This window comes from Enterococcus sp. CWB-B31 (genome assembly GCF_020567645.1).
GTDB lineage: Bacteria > Bacillota > Bacilli > Lactobacillales > Enterococcaceae > Enterococcus_L.
The window spans coordinates 282,712-301,938 of the sequence record NZ_JAJDJW010000002.1 but is presented as its reverse complement, the minus strand read 5'-3'; the positions used below and the strand labels follow the sequence as shown (position 1 = coordinate 301,938).

Here is a 19,227-nt window from a genome sequence, read left to right as displayed (position 1 = left end):
GGAGCTGGAAGCAAAGAAAGGATGGGAAATATGGCGGATTATATTTTGGAAATGAAAGGCATTATTAAAGAATTTTCCAGTGTGCGTGCGTTGAATAATGTTAATCTGCGAATAAAACGGGGAGAAATTCATGCACTTTGTGGTGAAAATGGTGCAGGAAAATCAACGTTGATGAATGTACTCAGCGGTTTATATGCCTACGGAAGCTATGAAGGTGATATTATTTATGACGGAGAAGCCTGTAAATTCAAGGATCTGCGTGATAGTGAGAATAAGGGGATTGTTATTATTCATCAGGAACTGGCATTAAGTCCTTACTTATCCATTAAAGAGAATATATTTTTAGGAAATGAGCAAGCAAAGCATGGCGTTATTGACTGGGACCTTACAGAGAAAAAGACAGATAATTTGTTGAAAACAGTTGGCTTGCGCATTAATCCCAACACTCTGATTTCCCAAATCGGTGTCGGACAGCAGCAGCTGGTTGAAATAGCAAAAGCCTTTTCCAAATCAGTACGACTGTTGATTCTGGATGAGCCGACTGCTGCATTGAATGAAGAAGAAAGTGCTAATCTGCTGGAATTGATTAAGGAATTCAAAGTACAGGGGATTACGTCAATTATCATTTCTCATAAGCTGAATGAGATTGTGGATGTAGCGGATCGTATTACTATTTTACGTGATGGTCAGACAATTGAGACACTGGAAAATGATGACATTAATGAAGAACGAATTATTCGTGGAATGGTTGGTCGTGATCTGACAAACCGTTACCCGGAACGTCATCCGCAGATTGGCGATACATACTTTGAAGTCAAAGACTGGACGGTTCATCATCCGATTGACGGGACTCGAACGATCAATAACCAAGTGAACATTGAAATTCGTAAGGGCGAGATTGTTGGAATTGCCGGTTTGATGGGTGCAGGACGCACAGAATTTGCCATGAGTTTGTTTGGACATTCTTATGGAAGTAATATCAGCGGAAGTGTTTATAAAGACGGCAAAGAGATATCTGTTAAGGACGTACCGGCAGCCATTCAAAATGGACTGGCCTATGTATCGGAGGACAGGAAAGCACTCGGCTTGAATCTGTTGATGGATATCAGAGAAAATACAACAGCAGCCAGTCTTGGGAAAATCAGCCGAAACGGTGTTATTGATAAAGAAAAAGAAGTTGTTGCTGCAGAGAGCTATAGGAAGAAAATGAGGATTAAAACAAATTCTGTTTTCCAAAATGTCGGCAGTTTGAGTGGTGGAAATCAGCAGAAAGTCGTTTTATCGAAATGGCTGATGACAGAGCCGGATATTCTCTTTTTAGATGAACCAACTCGCGGAATTGATGTGGGAGCCAAATACGAAATTTATACAATTATTGAGGAGATGGCTGCGACCGGAAAAAGTATTTGTATTATATCTTCTGAACTCCCTGAGATTCTTGGAATGTGTGATCGCATTTATACGATGAATGAAGGTCGAATTACAGGTGAAGTACTGAAGAAAGAGGCAAATCAGGAAGTCCTGATGAATCTGATGACGATGGAAGAAAAGGGTGTGAGTTAGCATGGAAAATACGACAAATAAAGTAGATAAAGAGAAAAACAGTTTAAATATTAAAGATAGAGCAATGGATATTTTCAGCCGCTACAGTATGGTGATTATACTTGCAGCTTTGCTGATTGCTTTTCAGATTATGACAGACGGCATTTTCTGGCGTCCGCTGAATATCACGAATCTGGTTTTGCAAAACAGTCATATTTTAGTACTTGCCGCAGGCATGCTGCTGGTTGTTCTATTAGGGCATGTTGATCTGTCTGTTGGCTCTGTGATGGCGTTTGTCGGTGCAATTGCAGGAATGCTGATGGTGAACAATGGAATGAGTCCAGTACTCGCTGTCCCTATTTGTATAGTGATTGGTGCAATGATTGGTGCCTGGCAGGGCTTCTGGGTTGCTTATGTGGGCATACCTGCTTTTATTGTCACGCTTGCCGGCTTACTGATGTTCCGCGGACTGACACAGGTCGTTCTGGGGGGGCAATCTTTGGCACCATTTCCAGTTGCATTCCAGAAAATTTCAACAGGCTATCTGCCGGATATTGCAGGAGGAGAACATATCCATTTCCTTTCAATGCTTCTTGGAATTATTATTGCAGCTGCTTTAATTTTGGGACAATGGCGTTCACGTGAACGACGCAAGAAAAATCTGTTTGAAGTGGATTCGATGAATGCTTTTCTTGTAAAAGCTGTTTTCACAGGGCTGATTGTTGTGGGTATAACCTATATCTTTGCTGCCTATCAAGGATATCCCATCATTTTGATTATCCTTGGTGTGATTGTAGCGGTATATGGATTTTTGACAAATAAAACTGTGGCCGGTCGTCAAATTTATGCAACCGGCGGAAATAAAAAAGCTGCTGAGCTATCAGGGATTAAAACGAAAAAAATTACGTTTTTGGTTTTTGTTAATATGGGTGTTATGGCCGCTTTAGCCGGATTAATCTTGGCTGCTCGCTTGAATGCAGCGACACCTCAGGCAGGAACTTCTATGGAATTGGATGCGATGGCTGCCGTTTACTTCGGTGGTGCATCTACTTCGGGCGGTATTGGTACGATTATGGGTGCCATTGTCGGTGGTCTTGTAATGGGGGTTCTGAACAACGGGATGTCCATTCTGGGAATTGGTGTTGACTGGCAGCAGGCAATTAAGGGCTTGATTCTTCTGTTGGCAGTTGTTTTGGATATTTACAATAAGAAAAAAAAGATTTCTTAAGAGGAGGGAGGAGCTATGACTACTGCCAATGATTCACAAAAGACCATTCTGCTGATCTGTACTGCAGGAATTACAACAGGACTGCTGGTGAAAAATGTCCAGCAGGCTGCCGATGAACAGAAGATCAATGTTCACGTGTATTCAGCTCCTGCGATTATTGCGGAACAAATTATTCAAACACAGGAGGTTGATGCTCTGCTGATTGGTCCACAGTCTAAATATGAGGTTAATCGTTTAAAAGATTTTCTTAATTATAAAGCTGTTCCTTACAAGCTGATCTCAGCTGAGGATTACGAGACGCTTGATGGAGAAGCAGTTTTGAAAGAAAGCCTGGCTCTTTTGAATAAAGGAAAATAACTATTCAGCATTCGGATTATCTTTTGATTTTCTAGTCCCCTAAAAATAGAATAAATTATAAAGAGATGGCAGCCGAATGGACTGAAAATGAGTTTCTTGCAAAATAGGTGTAAAAATACTAGTTTGATAGTATTTCTGCACCTGTTTTTTTATGTAGAGAAAAGGAGAATGCTTGGAAATACTAAAGAAATCCGGGTAAATATGATCCTTACTTGCACATTGCAGAGAAAGTTGATGCTTTTCAGAAAATGCTTTGCTGTAATCAAATAAATCAGCGAAAGTGAGAAAAAAAAGGATATGCAGTATATTTTTGTAATAAATTGATGTTAGCATAGAATTAGGAAGAATTAAAAGAGCTTTTATCAGATGAATGGACGGTGTTTAACAGAGATGAGGAGCCTATACAGCGAATAAGGCAGACGTGATGCTCAGCGACTGTCCTTCGAGATATGTCAAGAGGCAGCTGGCATTATCAGAAATGAAACTATCGTATTGGAACTTTTGGTTTGTGGAATGATTGAAGATTTTCATTTGCAACTTAATTTTGCAAAGTGCAGAGCAATTCAAGTGATAAAAAAATGAAGCCTCGGCCGAGAATTGAACTCGGAATACGAGCTTACCATGCTCGCGTTATACCATTTAACTATCGAGGCAAAACAACAGATTTAATCAGATAATCTTCTGTCTTTTTGTGCATTTGAATCAGGACAACTGCTCACTCAGCACAAGATATAGAATACCTAATTTAAAAGGCTTTGTCAATAATCTGTTGATTTGAATTTACCTAAAATTTTTGAAGCTAATACAGAAAAACGTTGAACTAGAAGTATTTCGAAGCGTATTTCATTTGTTTAGAAAATAGCTTCTGTAGCTGCTGATATAATAGGGTTTTTAGTGGGAATAGGTGAATTCAAACCTGTTGAAAGTTCATTTGTATAAAAGAATTGGGCTGAGTCTCTTCACTTTTTAGTTTAAAATGTTCTTTTCTGAATAATCTATTTATGGATTTTTTTATCATAAGCGTTGATTGTTTGGGCTAGTGTTTTAGTAGATAGTCATTGAAATCTGGCAGCAATTATACCTTGGCTGAATAATTTCACTGATTATTTTTTATGTGTTCTTTTGATAGAATACAAATCTTTTCAAGTTTGGTAATATCTTTTTAAGTAAAGAATACTTCCATCACAATCATATTATTTTGAGAGAGCGGTTCATTGGAATAACCACTTTATAAAGATCACTTTCTCCCATTTGAGATTCCTCTGACATATCAAAAAAGAATGATCTCATAATCACGGTCGCTTTGTTTGGAACATTCATTTGTAGGACAGTATCGCTAACTTCCGTATACTCTTTTCCGAGATCGCTGAATATACTAATATCATTACCTTCAAGAAAGGAAAGACATACAATGAAATGCATGCATTAGAAAGGTAAGCGGGAAGATAAAACTTGATGAGTATTGTTCGACAAGAGACAGGTAATCTTGCCGTAGAAATTTCTTGTTTTATATTTTTATGATGTTCCATGATTTTTCTGTCAATCAGTGGTAAAATGGAGACCGTAGAAAATAGAAAAATGGAGGAAGTTATGGGCCGGAAATATAAGGATGAAACGTTGCGGATTTTTAGTTTAAATGCCAATCAGCCTTTAGCAGAAAAGATAGCTGAGGTTGTTGGAACGGAATTAGGAAAAAGCACTGTCCGACAATTTAGTGACGGAGAAATACAGATCAACATTGAAGAAAGTATTCGGGGAGATCATGTCTACCTGATTCAGTCAACCAATGCACCTGTAAACGATCACTTAATGGAGCTGTTAATAATGATCGATGCATTGAAAAGAGCCAGTGCCAAAACGATCAATGTCATCCTGCCGTATTATGGATATGCACGTCAGGACCGGACAGCGAAACCAAGAGAACCGATTACGGCTAAATTGGTTGCAAATATGTTGGTGGAAGCCGGAGCGAGTCGTCTTTTAACACTGGATCTGCATACTGTACAGGTTCAGGGATTTTTTGATATTCCAGTTGATAATCTATTTACTATGCCGTTGTTTGCACAGCACTATCTAGATCAAAAATTGACCGGAGAGGATGTTGTGGTTGTTTCACCTAAAAACAGCGGTGTACAGCGTGCCCGTAGTCTGTCAGAGTATCTGGATGCTTCTCTGGCTATTGTTGATCAGGTGGAAACAGATGGTGGAAAACGCTCAGGTTACGTAATTGGAGAAGTAGAAGGAAAAACCTGTATTCTGGTAGATGACATTATAAACACTGGAGAAACATTGACGACAGCAGCAGAAATACTGGCTGAAAATGGTGCAGCAGAAATTTATGCCTGCGGTTCTCATGGGTTATTATCTGAAGGAGCCAAGAAGCTGATTGATGATTCACCCATTCAGCAGCTTTGTGTGACTGATTCTGTCGCCATTACTGAAGAACGAAAACCGGAAGAGCTGATGGTTGTTTCCTGTGCGGAGCTTATGGGCGAAGCCTTGAAACGTATCCATGAGAATACACCAATGAGTCCGCTGTTCCGTTTGAATAAATAAAGAAACAGACAAGACCTGAGGAAGAGAGTGAGGCAAGTCGATTTGTCAGCGGCTGCCTTACTCTTTTTATCTTCAATGAGGTATAGGAGTTTTGAACAGCTATAGAATACAGGTGACTGCCTGATATGTTAATTGCTGTTTTAAAATGAAGGGAGATTGTATGAACGAACAGAAAAAGGGGATTACTTTAGGTATCAGTGCTTATGTTTTGTGGGGGATTATTCCTCTTTACTGGAAGCTTCTTTCAGAAGTGGAATCACTGGCGATTCTCTGCTATCGGATCTTTTGGTCATTTCTATTTATGGGCCTATATATTCTGGTAACCAGACGCGGCAAGATATTTTTAAATGAAACGAAAGTTATTTTAAACGATCGAAAGAAAACACTGGGTATCATTACTGCAGCGATCCTGATTTCTATTAACTGGTTTACCTTTATTTATTCAGTCGGTCAGGGAAGAGTGACTGAAGCCAGCCTGGGTTATTATATGAATCCATTAGTGAATGTTCTGTTGGGAACGGTGATTTTAAAAGAAAAACTTAACCGTGCCGGAATTACTGCCTGTCTGCTTGCATTAACCGGTGTCATTCTCTTAACGGTTCAAACAGGAGTAATTCCCTATGCTTCACTGATTATGGCTTTTTCTTTTAGTTTTTACGGACTGATAAAGAAGCAGATCAATGTCAGTTCTTATAGTGGATTGGCCTTGGAAACCTTGGTAATTCTGCCGATTGCGCTGATTTATCTGCTGTTCTTTTCTGAACAGGGATTCATGAATTATGGAGTAAGTACAACTATTCTGCTGATGGGAGCTGGTATTGTCACGGCTATTCCTCTACTGTTGTTTGCGGAAGCGGCAAAGAGAATATCTTATATTATTATTGGCTTTATTCAGTATATCAACCCGACAATTATGCTGCTATTTGCGGTTTTCCTGTTTCGTGAGCCTTACACAATGGCTCAGCTTGCAGCGTTCAGCTTTATCTGGCTGGGCATTATGGTTTTTGCCTACAGTACGATGCTGCTATACAAAAAAGAGCATTCATTAATGGAAAAGTAAGGATAGTTGGAGTAACACACTTCTCTATGCTAGAATAATTCAAAATGAAATCGTTGAGAAAGGACGTAATCCGATGAAGTACATTTATTTAGATCATGCAGGAACAACTCCCATGCATCCGGATGTAATTGAAGAAATGACAGCTGTTATGCGGGATATTTTTGGAAATCCATCCAGTATCCATGGTGTTGGACGAGAGGCTCATCGGAAGCTGGAAGCTGTCCGTCAGGTTATTGCCGGAAGTATCAATGCCGCACCTCACGAAATTATTTTTACCAGCGGCGGAACTGAGGGCGACAATACGGCAATCGTCGAAACAGCGATAAAAAGGAAAGATAAAGGCAGCCACATTATCACAACAGCTGTTGAACATTTGGCAGTTCTGCAGCCAATGAGGTATCTGGAAACTTTGGGCTTTGACGTTACTTATCTGCCGGTTGATAGGACAGGAAAGCTTACAATAGAAGCAGTTCAATCTTCATTAAGAGAAGAGACTATCCTTGTTTCTGTAATGGCAGGCAACAATGAAACTGGGCAGCTGATGCCGATTAAAGAAATTGGTGAGCTGTTGAAAGATCATCAGGCATTTTTTCATACAGACGCTGTTCAAGTCTATGGCTCTGAAAGTGTAGATGTTGAGAAGCTGGGGGTAGATCTTCTTAGTGTCTCTGCACATAAGATTAACGGACCAAAGGGTGTTGGTTTTTTGTATAAGCGTGATGGTGTCCCTTTTGAACCGCTGATTCGAGGCGGTGAACAGGAAGAAAAACGGCGGGCAGGAACAGAGAACTTACCTGGGATTTCCGGAATGGGCAAAGCAGTGGAGTTGCTGACTCCAGAAGTGAAAGAAGAAATAAAGAATAGAAACAGCCGCTTTCAGAAAGTGATCCTTCAGAAGCTGGAAGAAAACAGTATTGACTACCAAGTAAACGGCTCGCTGGACGGAAAGCTGTCCCATATTTTGAATATTTGGATCAAGGGGATTCCGAATGATTTGCTGCTGATGCACTTGGATCTTAACGGGACAGCTGTTTCTACAGGATCTGCCTGTACAGCGGGAACGGTTGAGCCTTCGCATGTCCTTGCAGCAATGTATGGCGAGGAAAGTCCGGCAGTAAAAGAATCAATCCGTATCAGTTTCGGATATGGAAATTCGGAAAATGAGATTGAAATATTTACCAAGAGTCTGATTCAAAGTATTGAACGCTTGAAATCCTGAGGGAGATTTTCTGAATAGGGCTGGAAAAAGAAATAATTAACTACTATAATAAAAGGTGAAATGAAATAGAGGGGGGAAAAAAATGGCTTTTCAAGAAAAGGCAGCAGTTGAAGGATCAGATGTTTTTTACAAAGTGAATCCCGCTGCAAAAAGATATACACTAAGAGATAATGGATTTACAGAGACTAATTCAGGCAATTTCCAGTTAATTCGTTCATTGGATGCAACGCCTCAGAGTAAGGAAGGCTTTAAGCTGAAAATCACTATTTCCAATGATCTGAAGACATTGAAAATGTCAGTAACCACAGCAAACGGCTTGAAATCAATGAATATTTTTAAAAACGAACAGCATGACATGAGTCAGGAAAAATTTTACTTTCTGATGGACGGCATGATCAGCCGGGGAGTGCTGGAAAAAGTCTGATTATCGAAAAGTTATGGTAAGTAAATGAAAAGATGAAACAAGCAGATAATGCTGGTTTTATCTTTTTTTTGTTTTCGGTAAAGTATCCAGTTTGCTAAAAGAAAGAGGGGATTAAGAAGGTAAGATTTGATAAATATGGTACCTGAATCAGTTAGAACATTTGCATCCTTTTTTGAATTACCGATATAATGACCAGTAAGTAATAGTAAAAGGACCTGCTGCTAAAAGGGAAGGAGCATTTTATACAGATAAGGGCTGCAGCAGCTGGAAAAGTGTTCAGGAATGAATAGGGAGACTGAATAGGATCTGATAGAGGTTGTTTATGCGTGGAACAGTCAAATAAAGAAAAGGCGGTGTTTTAAATTATGGCAAAAATTGCGGATGAACATTTGAAAGTAGATCCCTGGAAAATTATTGAAGAGGGATTTGACCCTAAGCATGCAAAAGTCGATGAGTCAATTTTTTCACAGGCCAATGAATATATGGGTGTACGCGGATACTTTGAAGAAGGGACAACCGGTGAAACACTATTAGGCAGCTATTTTAACGGGATTTATGAATACAGCCGCACAGAAAGAGATACAAATTATAGAGGCGTTGTCAAAAGACCTCATTTTATGATTAATTCGGTTGACTGGCTGTATGTCAGAATTGAACTGGAGAATGAACAGCTGGATTTAAACCAGATATTTTTTGAAGATTTTACTCGTGTTTTAGATTTGAAAAAAGGGACAATGACCCGCACCTTTACTTGGCGTACACAATTTGGTAAAGAGCTGAGATTAACATTTGAACGTTTTTTGCATATGGAAATATCTACAAACGGTTATCAGAAAATAACGCTGGAGCCGCTTAATTTTTCCGGCGAAATCAATGTGCTGATGGGGATTGATTTCGATACCAGAGATGGACACGATCCCCTTTCCTTTTGGAAAGAACAAAAGAAGGGAGATATGGGAGCTGATTTAGGCATACTTTGTGAGACTACCTCTACCAGACAAGAAGTTTTTGCCGGCTGCCATATTCAGGTGAATCAGGAGTACCAGAAGAAATTGGTTGAAAAAGAACGATTCATTGGTTTTCAGATGACGCTTTCTCTGACTGAAAAAAAAGCAGCAGAGATCGAAAGAATTGCATCAAATATCAGCCGTAAAAATGGAGATAATCCTGACAGGCTTTGGCAGGATGGAATTGAAACGCTGACTGAAGCGACTCAGCTGACTTATGATCAGGCAAAGAGAGATCAGGAAGAATACTGGAAGACTGTCTGGGATCATTATGATATTCAGATTGAAGGCGATGAAAGGAATCAGCAGGGAATCCGTTATTGTATTTTCCAGCTGCAGCAGACCTATCATGGACAGGATCATACACATAATATCGGAGCCAAGGGGTTGACCGGCGAGGTTTACAATGGGTATACCTTTTGGGATACGGAAATATTCTGTCTGCCTTACTATCTGTTTAATAATGTGAAAGCAGCAAAAAATCTTTTGGAATTTCGTTATGAAACATTGAACGAGGCCAGAATTAGAGCAACTCAGTTGGATTGTCATGGTGCGTGTTATCCGGTTTCGACAATTAACGGAAAAGAAGCCTGTGTATTTTGGGAATATGCCAATGGTCAGTTTCAAGCCAGCACCGGTGTAGCTTACGGTGTTTGGCATTATGTCAATTTGACAGGTGATAAGGAGTTTCTTTATGAAAAGGGAATTGAGATGCTGGTGGAAATTTCCCGTTTTTTGGCTTCCCGAGGCGATTGGGGGCAGCAATCTCACCAGTTTGGCTTTTATGGCGTGATGGGACCGGATGAATTTCAGATGATGGTAAATCACGATGCTTACACCAATTACATGGCTCAACAAACATTTGCCTATACTTTGATGGTTTTAAGTGAACTTTCAGAAAAGAAACCGGCAATTTTGGCGCAGTTAAAAGAACGAACTGGTGTAACAGAAACAGAACGCGAGTATTGGTGGAAATGTGCCAAGAATACTTGGCTCCACAAAAGTCAGGAAGGAATTATTGAGCAAAATAAAGGATTCTTTGATCTGCCGCATATTGATGCTGACTTGATTCCGCCAACCCAGTTTCCACTTTATGAGCACTGGGCACATGATCGGCTTTACCGTAATGACATGATCAAGCAGCCGGATGTGCTGATGTTTCAATTTCTCCATAATCAATGGTTCACTGAGGAATCAAAACGGGTAAATTATGAATATTACGAACCTCGGACCATTCACGAATCTTCTTTATCACCTTCAGTGCACTCTATTTTAGCAGCAGAACTGGGAAAGTTTGATCAGGCATTGTCATTTTTCTCCTTTTCAACACGGATGGATTTGGATGATTACAATAGAAATACCAAAGATGGTCTGCATACGACGTCGCTTGCTGCTGCCTGGATGAATATTGTTTATGGCTTTGGCGGGTTGCGCAGTGACGGAATGGAATTAATTTTGAATCCTGTTCTTCCAAAACAATGGAACAGCTACACATTCCGAATTGAATACAGAAAGACGATTTTGGAAGTCAAGGTAACAAAGGAAGAGGTATTGCTTAATGTGCTGAAAGGGGATAAAATTCATTTCATTATTTACGGCAGTCCAATGACAGTCGATTCTGAAGAAGCGAAAGTAACGATTCCAGAAGACAAGCGAATTAGCTAACCGGAAGGTAGTAACGAAGCTGCAGGAAAAGAATTTCAGCAGTGAAAAAGAGCCTGGATTTTTCTGCTGTTCAGTTAAAAGAGTCCTGATTCAGAATACTTTGCAAGATTCAAGGAATTGAATATAGCTGTTGCGATCTGATTAAACGAGAAATGAGGCAGAGCAATGAAATGGATTGTTGGAGAGAAAAATTTGCAGCAGGAAAAAATAGTAGACTTCGGGAATAAATTTTTAGTTGGGAACGGCTATCTGGGTTATCGCGGTACAATGGAGGAATATGGGAAAAAAGAATTTACTGCATGTATTCTTTCAGGAATTTATGATCAGCAGGGAACTGCCTGGCGGGAGCCGATTAATGCGCCAAATGGCATGTATACAAAATTGTTGGCTGATGGCGAACCATACGATCTATTGAGTTGTGATGTGAAGGACCATAATCAACAACTTGATATGCGATTTGCTATACATTTAAGAGAATCCGTTTTATCTGGTAAAAACAATGAAGTTAAAGTTAAAAGTGAACGATTTGCCAGTGCAGCAGATTATCATTTGCTGACTATGAACTATTCTTTTTCATTTACTCATTCAGCAGAAGTACAGCTGATTACCGGAATTGATGGAGATGTATGGGATATCAACGGACCTCACTTTGCTGATTATGCTTATCATAAAGAGGGAGCAGCACTAGCTGTAGAGGTGATTACCGGAGAGCTTCATCATCACGTTGTCACAGCAGAAACTGCGGTAATGAACGTTGAAGGCAGACAGGAAATAATCGAAAAGGACAAAGGAATTTTTCGAAAAATCAGTTTTTCTGCTAAAGCTGGAAAAACCTATACAATCAGTAAAGCAGTAGTTGTCTATACGTCAGAAGATGTTGCAGATCCGTTGACATTGGCACTTGAAGAAAGTTGTTCGGCCATTGAGCGAGGATATGATACGCTGAAAAAAGAGCATGAGAAAATCTGGGCAGACTACTGGGAAGCGGCAGACGTTATTATTGAAGGAGATAAGGAGGCACAATTTGCTTTACGGTACAGTATCTATCAGCTGCTGAGTATTGCTCCCCGTCATACTCAGGCTGCTTCAATTCCTGCAAGAGGATTGTCAGGACAAACCTATAAAGGAGCCGTTTTTTGGGATACTGAGATGTTTATGCTGCCCTTTTTCCTTTATACTGATCCGGAAGTTGGGAAAAATCTAATGAATTACCGTATCAAAACATTAAATGGGGCTAGAAAAAAAGCTGCTGAATATGGATTCCGAGGGGCCTTTTATGCTTGGGAAAGCCAGGAAAACGGGCAGGATGCCTGTTCGGATTATAATGTGACAGATGTATTTACCAATCGGCCGATGAGAACGTATTTTAGAGATAAGCAGGTTCATATCAGCGCGGATGTGGCATATGGCATTTGGCAGGTTTATCTTCTAACCGGTGATCGCTCAATCTTGTTGGATGGAGGAGCAGAAGTGATTTTAGAATGTGCCCGTTTCTATTGCTCTTTCTCCTATTATAAAGAAGAGAAAGAACGTTTTGAATTGATTGATGTAATTGGACCGGATGAATATCATGAGCGCGTATATAACAATGCTTATACCAATAAAATGGCTGTTTACACGATTAAAATTGCTTTGGAAACATTGGAATTGCTGAAAGAAGAACCGAATTTTTATGAAGCGTTGATTGACAAGCTGAATTATCAGGAGGACCTTGAAGGAATCATAAGGTTGAAGCGAATGCTTTATGTACCTGAACCAGATAGAAAAACAGGCTTAATCGAACAGTTTGATGGTTATTTTAATTTGGAGGATACTACGGTCGAGGAAGTTCGCTCCCGATTGATTAATCCGAAAGAATACTGGGGCGGAGCTTATGGAGTCGCTTCGGATACACAAATTATTAAGCAGGCAGATGTTGTGCTGCTGCTGAATCTGTTCAAAGAAGAGTACTCACAGAAAGACAAAGAGGCAAACTGGACCTATTATGAACCCAGAACAGAGCATGGTTCTTCTCTAAGTGCTTGTACCTATGCGATGCAGGCCTGTGATATTGGTGATCCTGAGTGGGCTTATCCCTATTTTATGAAAACAGCTTCAGTAGACTTGACTGGAGAATCCAAGCAATTTGCCGGCACAATCTACATTGGCGGAACTCATCCGGCAGCTAATGGCGGAGCTTGGATGACAGCGGTACTGGGGTTTGGCGGCTTGAAAGTAAATGAAGCTGGTATTATTACAGTCGATCCGGTGCTGCCTGAAAAATGGCAGAAGCTGTCATTTAAAATTTTTGTGAAAGGTCATCAGTATAAAGTTGAGATATCCAAACAAAAAAGCGAGATAATGAAAGTGGTTAAGAGCTGATAGTTTTTGGAAGATGCAATGAAATGGCGAACGATACGGCTTTAGTTAATAAGCAGAAGAGCCTTCGTTCGCTAAAAGCATATTGAAGAGATTGTGACAAACATTTTTTTTGAAAGACTTTTGTTAATTAAAGCAGTACGGGCTATTGTGTTATTCAACATCTTGCGAACATCTTTACATCTCCAAAAAACCTAGTATAATTAGAAACACTGGAAACAGCGACCTTCAAATCGTGGATATTTCAGAATCTATATGAAATGATGGTGATACAATGACAGACAACAGACAAATACGTGTGGTTGTCGGGATGAGCGGAGGAGTGGATTCATCTGTCACTGCTTTACTGCTCAAGGAACAAGGCTATGATGTTGTCGGAATTTTTATGAAGAATTGGGACGACACAGATGAAAACGGTGTATGTACAGCAACAGAGGATTACAAGGATGTTGCCAAGGTAGCCGATCAAATTGGGATTCCCTACTATTCTGTTAATTTTGAAAAAGAATACTGGGATCGGGTGTTTGAATATTTTTTAGCGGAATATCGTTTAGGCAGAACACCAAATCCAGATGTGATGTGCAATAAAGAAATTAAGTTTAAAGCTTTTCTCGACTATGCCATGCAGCTTGGTGCAGATTATGTGGCAACCGGACATTATGCGCAGGTAACAAAAGATGAGGATGGTACGGTTCATATGCTGAGAGGGATAGATAATAATAAGGATCAAACCTATTTCCTCAGTCAGCTTTCTCAGGAACAATTATCAAAAACAATGTTTCCTCTTGGTGGAATGGAAAAATCAGAAGTACGTGAAATTGCTGAGCGTGCGGGCTTGGCAACAGCCAAGAAAAAGGATTCAACAGGGGTCTGTTTTATCGGTGAAAAGAACTTTAAAGAGTTCCTAAGCAACTATCTTCCGGCTAAAAAAGGCAACATGGTGACAGAAGATGGCGAAATTAAAGGTCAGCATGCCGGATTGATGTATTATACGATTGGTCAGCGCCAAGGCTTGGGGATCGGCGGAGGCGGAACCTCCCAGGACCCTTGGTTTGTTATTGGCAAGGAACTGGAAACCAATACGCTGATTGTTGGACAGGGATTTCATCATCCAACACTTTATGCGACTCGTTTGGATGCCAGTGCTATTCATTTTACGACGAATGAAGAAAAGCCAAAGGAATTTCGTTGTACAGCAAAATTCCGTTATCGTCAGCAAGATGTACCTGTAACTGTACGTCTCCTGGAAAATGATCAGGCTGAGGTAATTTTTGACGAACCAGTTCGAGCCATTACGCCGGGACAAGCGGTGGTTTTCTATGATGGTATGGAATGTTTGGGCGGGGGTCTGATTGATCAGGCCTATAAAGAAGAAAAAATACTTCAATACGTTTAATCAGTTGCAGACTGGAAAATGTTAAAAAATAAAAGAAAATTAAATTAGAATAGGAGAGGCTGAAGAGTATCAATTTCTTTGCTTCTTCTGTTTTAAAATGGAAAGAATTTTGAAAAATGCGGAGAAAAGAATCTCAAACACTTGCATCTTCGTTTGGAAGTGATTACAATAGCAGTTGTATGAATTGGAGAGGTGAGTGGATTGTACCAAGTGATCGTGATGTACGGTGATAATGAACCATGGTGGTTTTTTGAAGAATGGCAGGACGACATTGTTGAAAAATATGAATTCGATAGTTTAGATGAAGCAGTTACATACTACTTGGAAAAGTGGAAAGAAATTTCTTCAAAATATACATATACGAACATTAAACCCAACTATCTGGCTGCTTTCTGGAATGATGGCGATGAACGATGGTGTGAAGAATGCGATGAAGATTTGCAGCAGTATATTGGCTTGGCTTTATTAAAAGATTATCAGGCTGTTTCGCATGAAAGCAGCAGTGATTTTTCAGAAGTGACAAATAAATGCGGCAAGGCAAAATGCTGCAAACGAAATCTGGTAAGCAAATCGTCGGCAATACAGATAATTCAATGAAAACCACAAAAGGGATGGTGCACTGTCAATTGGACAACGGCCCATCTTTTTTCTTTTAAATAGACAGGAGAGTGGGACAGAAATAAAGTTCTGGACTCTCTTCGTGTCTACCCCCGAATAAACGGCGGTACAAACACTTATAAAAAGATTCATTTATTATTTCCAGTTTTGTTATAATTAAAGTGCTGCAGAAAAATTAAAGGAGAGTATTATGGCAAAAAAACAATTAATTATCGCTGAAAAACCCAGTGTAGCGAAAGATTTGAGTCGTGTTTTGAATGCTAAAAATAAAAACAAAAGCTACTATGAAGGTCCTGATGTGATTGTTACCTGGGCATTGGGACATTTACTGGGCTTGAAAATGCCCGAAGATTTAAATAAAGACTGGCAGAACTGGCAAATGGAAACTCTCCCTATGCTGCCAAAACAACTGGGAATTAAGCCCTTGCCAAAAACAGGTCATCAGCTGAAAGCCATTAAACAACTGGCAAGTCGTAAAGACGTTGGTGAAGCGGTGATTGCAACAGATGCTGGGAGAGAGGGTGAACTGGTTGCCCGCTGGATTCTGGAATACATTCGTTTTGATAAACCTGTAAAGCGCTTATGGATTTCTTCTCAGACAGACAAAGCAATTAAAGAAGGATTTAGAAAACTAAAACCGGCAAAAGAATATGATAATCTCTATTATTCTGCTTTGGCAAGAGCGAAAGCAGACTGGCTGGTGGGTCTGAATGTGACAAGAGCCTTGACTGTAAAATATCAGGATAACCTTTCGGCGGGACGTGTGCAGACACCTACTCTGGCACTGGTCAGGGATCAGGAAAAAAAGATTGAATCCTTTAGACCGCAAACTTATTTTACTGTAGATTTGCTTTATCAAAAAGAAAAAGGACGGCTGGTTCAGAAAAATCAGTTTGCATTCAAAGAAAGAAACGATGTGGAAAGCTTTGTCAAAGAGCTGAGCAAAACTAAAGGCAGAGTGACAGATATTCAGGATAAAATTAAGACAGAAGCAGCACCTCTTCCGTATGATTTAACTGAGATTCAGAGAGAGGCTAATCAACGCTATCAGTTTTCTGCTAAAAAGACCCTGTCACTGGTTCAAAGTCTCTATGAATTTCATAAAATTGTCACGTATCCAAGGACGGATAGTAAATATCTGACAACAGACATGAAGGATACGATGAAAGAGCGGCTTCGTGCGATCAGTTTAAGCTTTCCAAAAGCAAAAGAGTATCTGAAAACAGGCGGAAAAGTTGTTTTAAATAAAGTATTTAACAATGAAAAAGTCAGTGATCACCATGCACTGATTCCAACAGAGCAGCAGCCCAGATTTGAAAAGCTGAGCAATGACGAACAGAAAATTTATTTGATGATTGTCAATCGCTTTTTGGGAATTTTTGCCCAGCCCCATCGAGTGAATCAGCGAAAAATCATAGCTCAGTTTGGGAAGGAACAATTTATTTTTAGACAAAATAAGGTAGAGGAAGCAGGCTGGAAACAGGAAAAAGATGAAGCAGTTTCGACTGTTGCCTGGAAAAAGGACATGATTGTTCCTGCCGACTTTACAATTAATAAAGAACTGACTTCGCCGCCCAAGCCATTGAACGAAGGTAGTCTGCTGGGCTTTATGGAGAAGCATAGCTTAGGAACACCGGCAACTCGGGCAGAAATCATAGAAAAGCTGATTAAGTCAGAATTGATGGAACGAACACCACAGGGATTGAAGGTTTCACTTAAAGGAAAACAGCTTTTGCAGCTGGTAAATGCTTCACTAGTTACTCCGGAGCTAACGGAAAAATGGGAGAAAACGTTGGAGGGCATTGCCAAAGGAAAGAAAAACAGCAAGGTTTTCCTAAGTGAAATAGAAGCGGACACGAGCCGTCTGGTCAGTGAGATTAAACATAGCGAAAACAGCTATCAGGATTTTTCAATGACACAGAAAAAATGTCCGGATTGTGGTTCAAATCTCAAAGAGAAGAATACTCGAGACGGAAAGCTCTATGTCTGTTCGAACCAGGAATGCAGCTATAAACGCAGAAAAGAACCGAAAACCTCTAATCATCGCTGTCCGCAGTGTCATCGTAAAATGGTGATTATTGAAGGGAAAAATGGTGCCTATTTTAAATGTAATCAGTGTTCGATCAGTGAAAAAATTCCTGATAAAAAACAGCATAGTAAAAAAATGACTAAACATGAAGAGAAGCGTTTAATGAAGCAGTACTCAAAGAAAAAAGAGCCGGAAGAGAGTGCGTTGGCTCAGGCGCTGAAAGCTGCATTGGGTGAAGATAAGTAAAAAGAATATAACAGAATCGGAAATGGACTCAGCATGCGTATTGATGAGTCCATTTCCGATTTTCATGTTTGAGAGTTGAAAAAAACAGAGAGCAATCAGACTAGGGTATGTCTGAAAAGTTAGTGGAATTCGAATTTTTCAGTGATTTTTGTTGAAATCAAGGAAGAAAACACAGCTTATGTGGTTCATAAGCGAGTATTTATGACGAGGAGTTCGATAAAAATTATCAAAATATTCGCCGCTTGAATTTTCAGACATGTCCTAAATAATGTGTAATGAAATTGACTGTTAAGCTGTATTTAAAGAACAAAAAAGGGTTGTATCGGTTTTTGTTTTTCTGAGGGCTCCTGCAAGAACGTGCTCCTACGCTTCTTCGAATGCTCGTCGCATGTCTGAGGGTCATGTAAGAACGTGTTCCTACGTTTCTTCGAATGTTTGTCGTATGTCTGAGTGGTCCTGCAAGACACACCAATGCTTTTTCAAGTAGATGCATCTGTATCGAGAGCCGAACAATGTGAGACTTGTAGATATAAGGATATTCTACTAGTATGTGAACTTTTAGTAGAATTGTCAGTCTCAAGCTTGAATAGGTTAATAAGCTGACTTCTTTGAAGGAATAGGCAGATTTTAAGAGATAATGCAAAAATTTCTTTTTTTTTAAGGTAAATATCAGAATTATTGATTTTAAAATCAATGCTATGATTTAAGTGTAGAGAAAGAGGTGAGTGGATGACTGCAGAAATTAGACTTGATGAGAAGTTTGTTTTAATGAATGTTTCAGCAAAAGACAAAAAAGAGGCTGTAAAAATTTTAGCAAATCTATTGGAGGATAATGGTGTTTTATCGGATAAAAAGCAGTTTATTATGGATATCTATATTAGAGAAAAAGAAGGAGCGACAGGCATTGGGGATGGGGTAGCAATTCCCCATGGCGTTTCAAGCGGGGTAGAAAAGGATGCGATAGCTGTTGGTATTCTCAAAGAAACTATCTATTGGGAAAGTGTCGATAATGAAAAAATTAAGGTTATTGTTCTATTTGCTGTCTCTACTAAGGAATATGGAAGCAGCAAACGTCATTTAAAAATGATGGCGAATGTTGCAAAGGTACTGGCACATGATGAGCTGAAGGAGCAATTGAAGAAGGCCGTAAATGCAAAGGAAGTCGTTGAAATCTTTTCGCAAAGAGAGGAGAATTTAGTATGAGAATTGTGGGGATTACTGCCTGTACTGCAGGCATTGCGCACACTTATCTAGTCAAAGAAAAGCTGATTAATGCAGCTGCAGAATTAGGACATGAAATAAAAATTGAAACTCAGGGAAGTATTGGAAATGAAGATATTTTAACAAGCAACGATATCGAAGAAGCAGATGTAGTGATTATTTCTGCAGATATTGAAGTATCTGGAAGAGAAAGATTTGATGGGAAAAAAATTTTAGAAGTTCCAATGAAAATTGCGATGAAATCTCCTAAAAATCTCTTGTCAAAGATAGAAGAAAAGTTGAAATCAGAGTGAGGAGGAAA

14 protein-coding genes and 1 tRNA gene are annotated in these 19,227 nt (G+C 39.6%); 14 read left to right on the top strand and 1 reads right to left on the bottom strand.

Features of this window, described 5'->3' with window-relative positions; translation table 11 throughout:
• Window positions 1-30: 30 nt before the first annotated feature.
• The 3 genes from mmsA to LI954_RS04050 are packed head-to-tail and all read left to right on the top strand — an operon-like array spanning window position 31 to window position 3,127.
• Entirely contained in the window at window positions 31-1,563 is a 1,533-nt protein-coding gene (gene mmsA / locus LI954_RS04060) for a multiple monosaccharide ABC transporter ATP-binding protein (RefSeq protein ID WP_202067581.1), read from the top strand.
• A 1-nt stretch (window position 1,564) separates the two neighbouring features.
• Window positions 1,565-2,770: a multiple monosaccharide ABC transporter permease gene (gene mmsB / locus LI954_RS04055; RefSeq protein WP_202067538.1), complete on the top strand. Its 1,206-nt coding sequence runs from the start codon at window positions 1,565-1,567 to the stop codon at window positions 2,768-2,770.
• A gap of 15 nt (window positions 2,771-2,785) precedes the next feature.
• Window positions 2,786-3,127, top strand: coding sequence for a PTS sugar transporter subunit IIB (locus LI954_RS04050; protein WP_202067537.1), 342 nt, complete (start codon window positions 2,786-2,788; stop codon window positions 3,125-3,127).
• Between the two features lie 582 nt (window positions 3,128-3,709).
• Here the strand turns inward: LI954_RS04050 and LI954_RS04045 are convergent.
• Window positions 3,710-3,780 (bottom strand) — tRNA-Thr (locus LI954_RS04045).
• Window positions 3,781-4,717: 937 nt separating this feature from the next.
• Between LI954_RS04045 and LI954_RS04040 the strand changes: the two genes are divergently transcribed.
• From LI954_RS04040 to LI954_RS03990, 11 genes are all read left to right on the top strand, one after another.
• Window positions 4,718-5,683 carry a ribose-phosphate diphosphokinase gene (locus LI954_RS04040; RefSeq protein ID WP_202067536.1) on the top strand — a complete coding sequence of 322 codons (966 nt, stop codon included), beginning with the start codon at window positions 4,718-4,720 and terminating at the stop codon, window positions 5,681-5,683.
• A 160-nt stretch (window positions 5,684-5,843) separates the two neighbouring features.
• On the top strand, window positions 5,844-6,743 hold the full coding sequence (rarD, locus tag LI954_RS04035; RefSeq protein ID WP_229441786.1) for an EamA family transporter RarD: 900 nt from the start codon (window positions 5,844-5,846) through the stop codon (window positions 6,741-6,743).
• Window positions 6,744-6,816: 73 nt separating this feature from the next.
• A complete protein-coding gene (locus tag LI954_RS04030; RefSeq protein WP_229443711.1) occupies window positions 6,817-7,962 on the top strand; it encodes a cysteine desulfurase family protein in 1,146 nt (381 codons plus the stop codon).
• A gap of 82 nt (window positions 7,963-8,044) precedes the next feature.
• Window positions 8,045-8,386, top strand: a complete 342-nt coding sequence (locus tag LI954_RS04025) for a DUF1831 domain-containing protein (RefSeq protein ID WP_202067532.1) — start codon at window positions 8,045-8,047, stop codon at window positions 8,384-8,386.
• Window positions 8,387-8,751: 365 nt separating this feature from the next.
• Window positions 8,752-11,058, top strand: a complete 2,307-nt coding sequence (locus LI954_RS04020) for a glycoside hydrolase family 65 protein (protein ID WP_229441784.1) — start codon at window positions 8,752-8,754, stop codon at window positions 11,056-11,058.
• Window positions 11,059-11,223: 165 nt separating this feature from the next.
• Window positions 11,224-13,419, top strand: a complete 2,196-nt coding sequence (locus tag LI954_RS04015; protein ID WP_229443709.1) for a glycosyl hydrolase family 65 protein — start codon at window positions 11,224-11,226, stop codon at window positions 13,417-13,419.
• Between the two features lie 271 nt (window positions 13,420-13,690).
• Window positions 13,691-14,812 carry a tRNA 2-thiouridine(34) synthase MnmA gene (gene mnmA, locus LI954_RS04010; RefSeq protein WP_229441782.1) on the top strand — a complete coding sequence of 374 codons (1,122 nt, stop codon included), beginning with the start codon at window positions 13,691-13,693 and terminating at the stop codon, window positions 14,810-14,812.
• Between the two features lie 201 nt (window positions 14,813-15,013).
• A complete protein-coding gene (locus LI954_RS04005) occupies window positions 15,014-15,409 on the top strand; it encodes a DUF1033 family protein (protein ID WP_202067523.1) in 396 nt (131 codons plus the stop codon).
• A gap of 211 nt (window positions 15,410-15,620) precedes the next feature.
• Complete coding sequence (locus tag LI954_RS04000; protein ID WP_229443708.1) at window positions 15,621-17,705, top strand: DNA topoisomerase 3; 2,085 nt, start codon at window positions 15,621-15,623, stop codon at window positions 17,703-17,705.
• 729 nt (window positions 17,706-18,434) lie between these two features.
• A complete protein-coding gene (locus LI954_RS03995; RefSeq protein ID WP_229441780.1) occupies window positions 18,435-18,908 on the top strand; it encodes a PTS sugar transporter subunit IIA in 474 nt (157 codons plus the stop codon).
• Window positions 18,905-19,219: a PTS fructose transporter subunit IIB gene (locus LI954_RS03990; RefSeq protein ID WP_202067520.1), complete on the top strand. Its 315-nt coding sequence runs from the start codon at window positions 18,905-18,907 to the stop codon at window positions 19,217-19,219. The genes LI954_RS03995 and LI954_RS03990 overlap by 4 nt, the downstream gene beginning before the upstream one ends.
• The last annotated feature ends 8 nt before the right edge of the window (window positions 19,220-19,227 follow it).

Excerpts from the sequence above, each read along its gene's own strand:
- LI954_RS04050 (WP_202067537.1), top strand. The coding sequence starts at position 2,786 with ATGACTACTGCCAATGATTCACAAAAGACCATTCTGCTGATCTGTACT.
- LI954_RS04015 (WP_229443709.1), top strand. The coding sequence starts at position 11,224 with ATGAAATGGATTGTTGGAGAGAAAAATTTGCAGCAGGAAAAAATAGTA.
- rarD (WP_229441786.1), top strand. The coding sequence starts at position 5,844 with ATGAACGAACAGAAAAAGGGGATTACTTTAGGTATCAGTGCTTATGTT.
- LI954_RS03995 (WP_229441780.1), top strand. The coding sequence starts at position 18,435 with ATGACTGCAGAAATTAGACTTGATGAGAAGTTTGTTTTAATGAATGTT.
- LI954_RS04000 (WP_229443708.1), top strand. The coding sequence starts at position 15,621 with ATGGCAAAAAAACAATTAATTATCGCTGAAAAACCCAGTGTAGCGAAA.
- mnmA (WP_229441782.1), top strand. The coding sequence starts at position 13,691 with ATGACAGACAACAGACAAATACGTGTGGTTGTCGGGATGAGCGGAGGA.
- mmsA (WP_202067581.1), top strand. The coding sequence starts at position 31 with ATGGCGGATTATATTTTGGAAATGAAAGGCATTATTAAAGAATTTTCC.
- mmsB (WP_202067538.1), top strand. The coding sequence starts at position 1,565 with ATGGAAAATACGACAAATAAAGTAGATAAAGAGAAAAACAGTTTAAAT.
- LI954_RS04025 (WP_202067532.1), top strand. The coding sequence starts at position 8,045 with ATGGCTTTTCAAGAAAAGGCAGCAGTTGAAGGATCAGATGTTTTTTAC.
- LI954_RS04040 (WP_202067536.1), top strand. The coding sequence starts at position 4,718 with ATGGGCCGGAAATATAAGGATGAAACGTTGCGGATTTTTAGTTTAAAT.
- LI954_RS04030 (WP_229443711.1), top strand. The coding sequence starts at position 6,817 with ATGAAGTACATTTATTTAGATCATGCAGGAACAACTCCCATGCATCCG.
- LI954_RS04020 (WP_229441784.1), top strand. The coding sequence starts at position 8,752 with ATGGCAAAAATTGCGGATGAACATTTGAAAGTAGATCCCTGGAAAATT.
- LI954_RS03990 (WP_202067520.1), top strand. The coding sequence starts at position 18,905 with ATGAGAATTGTGGGGATTACTGCCTGTACTGCAGGCATTGCGCACACT.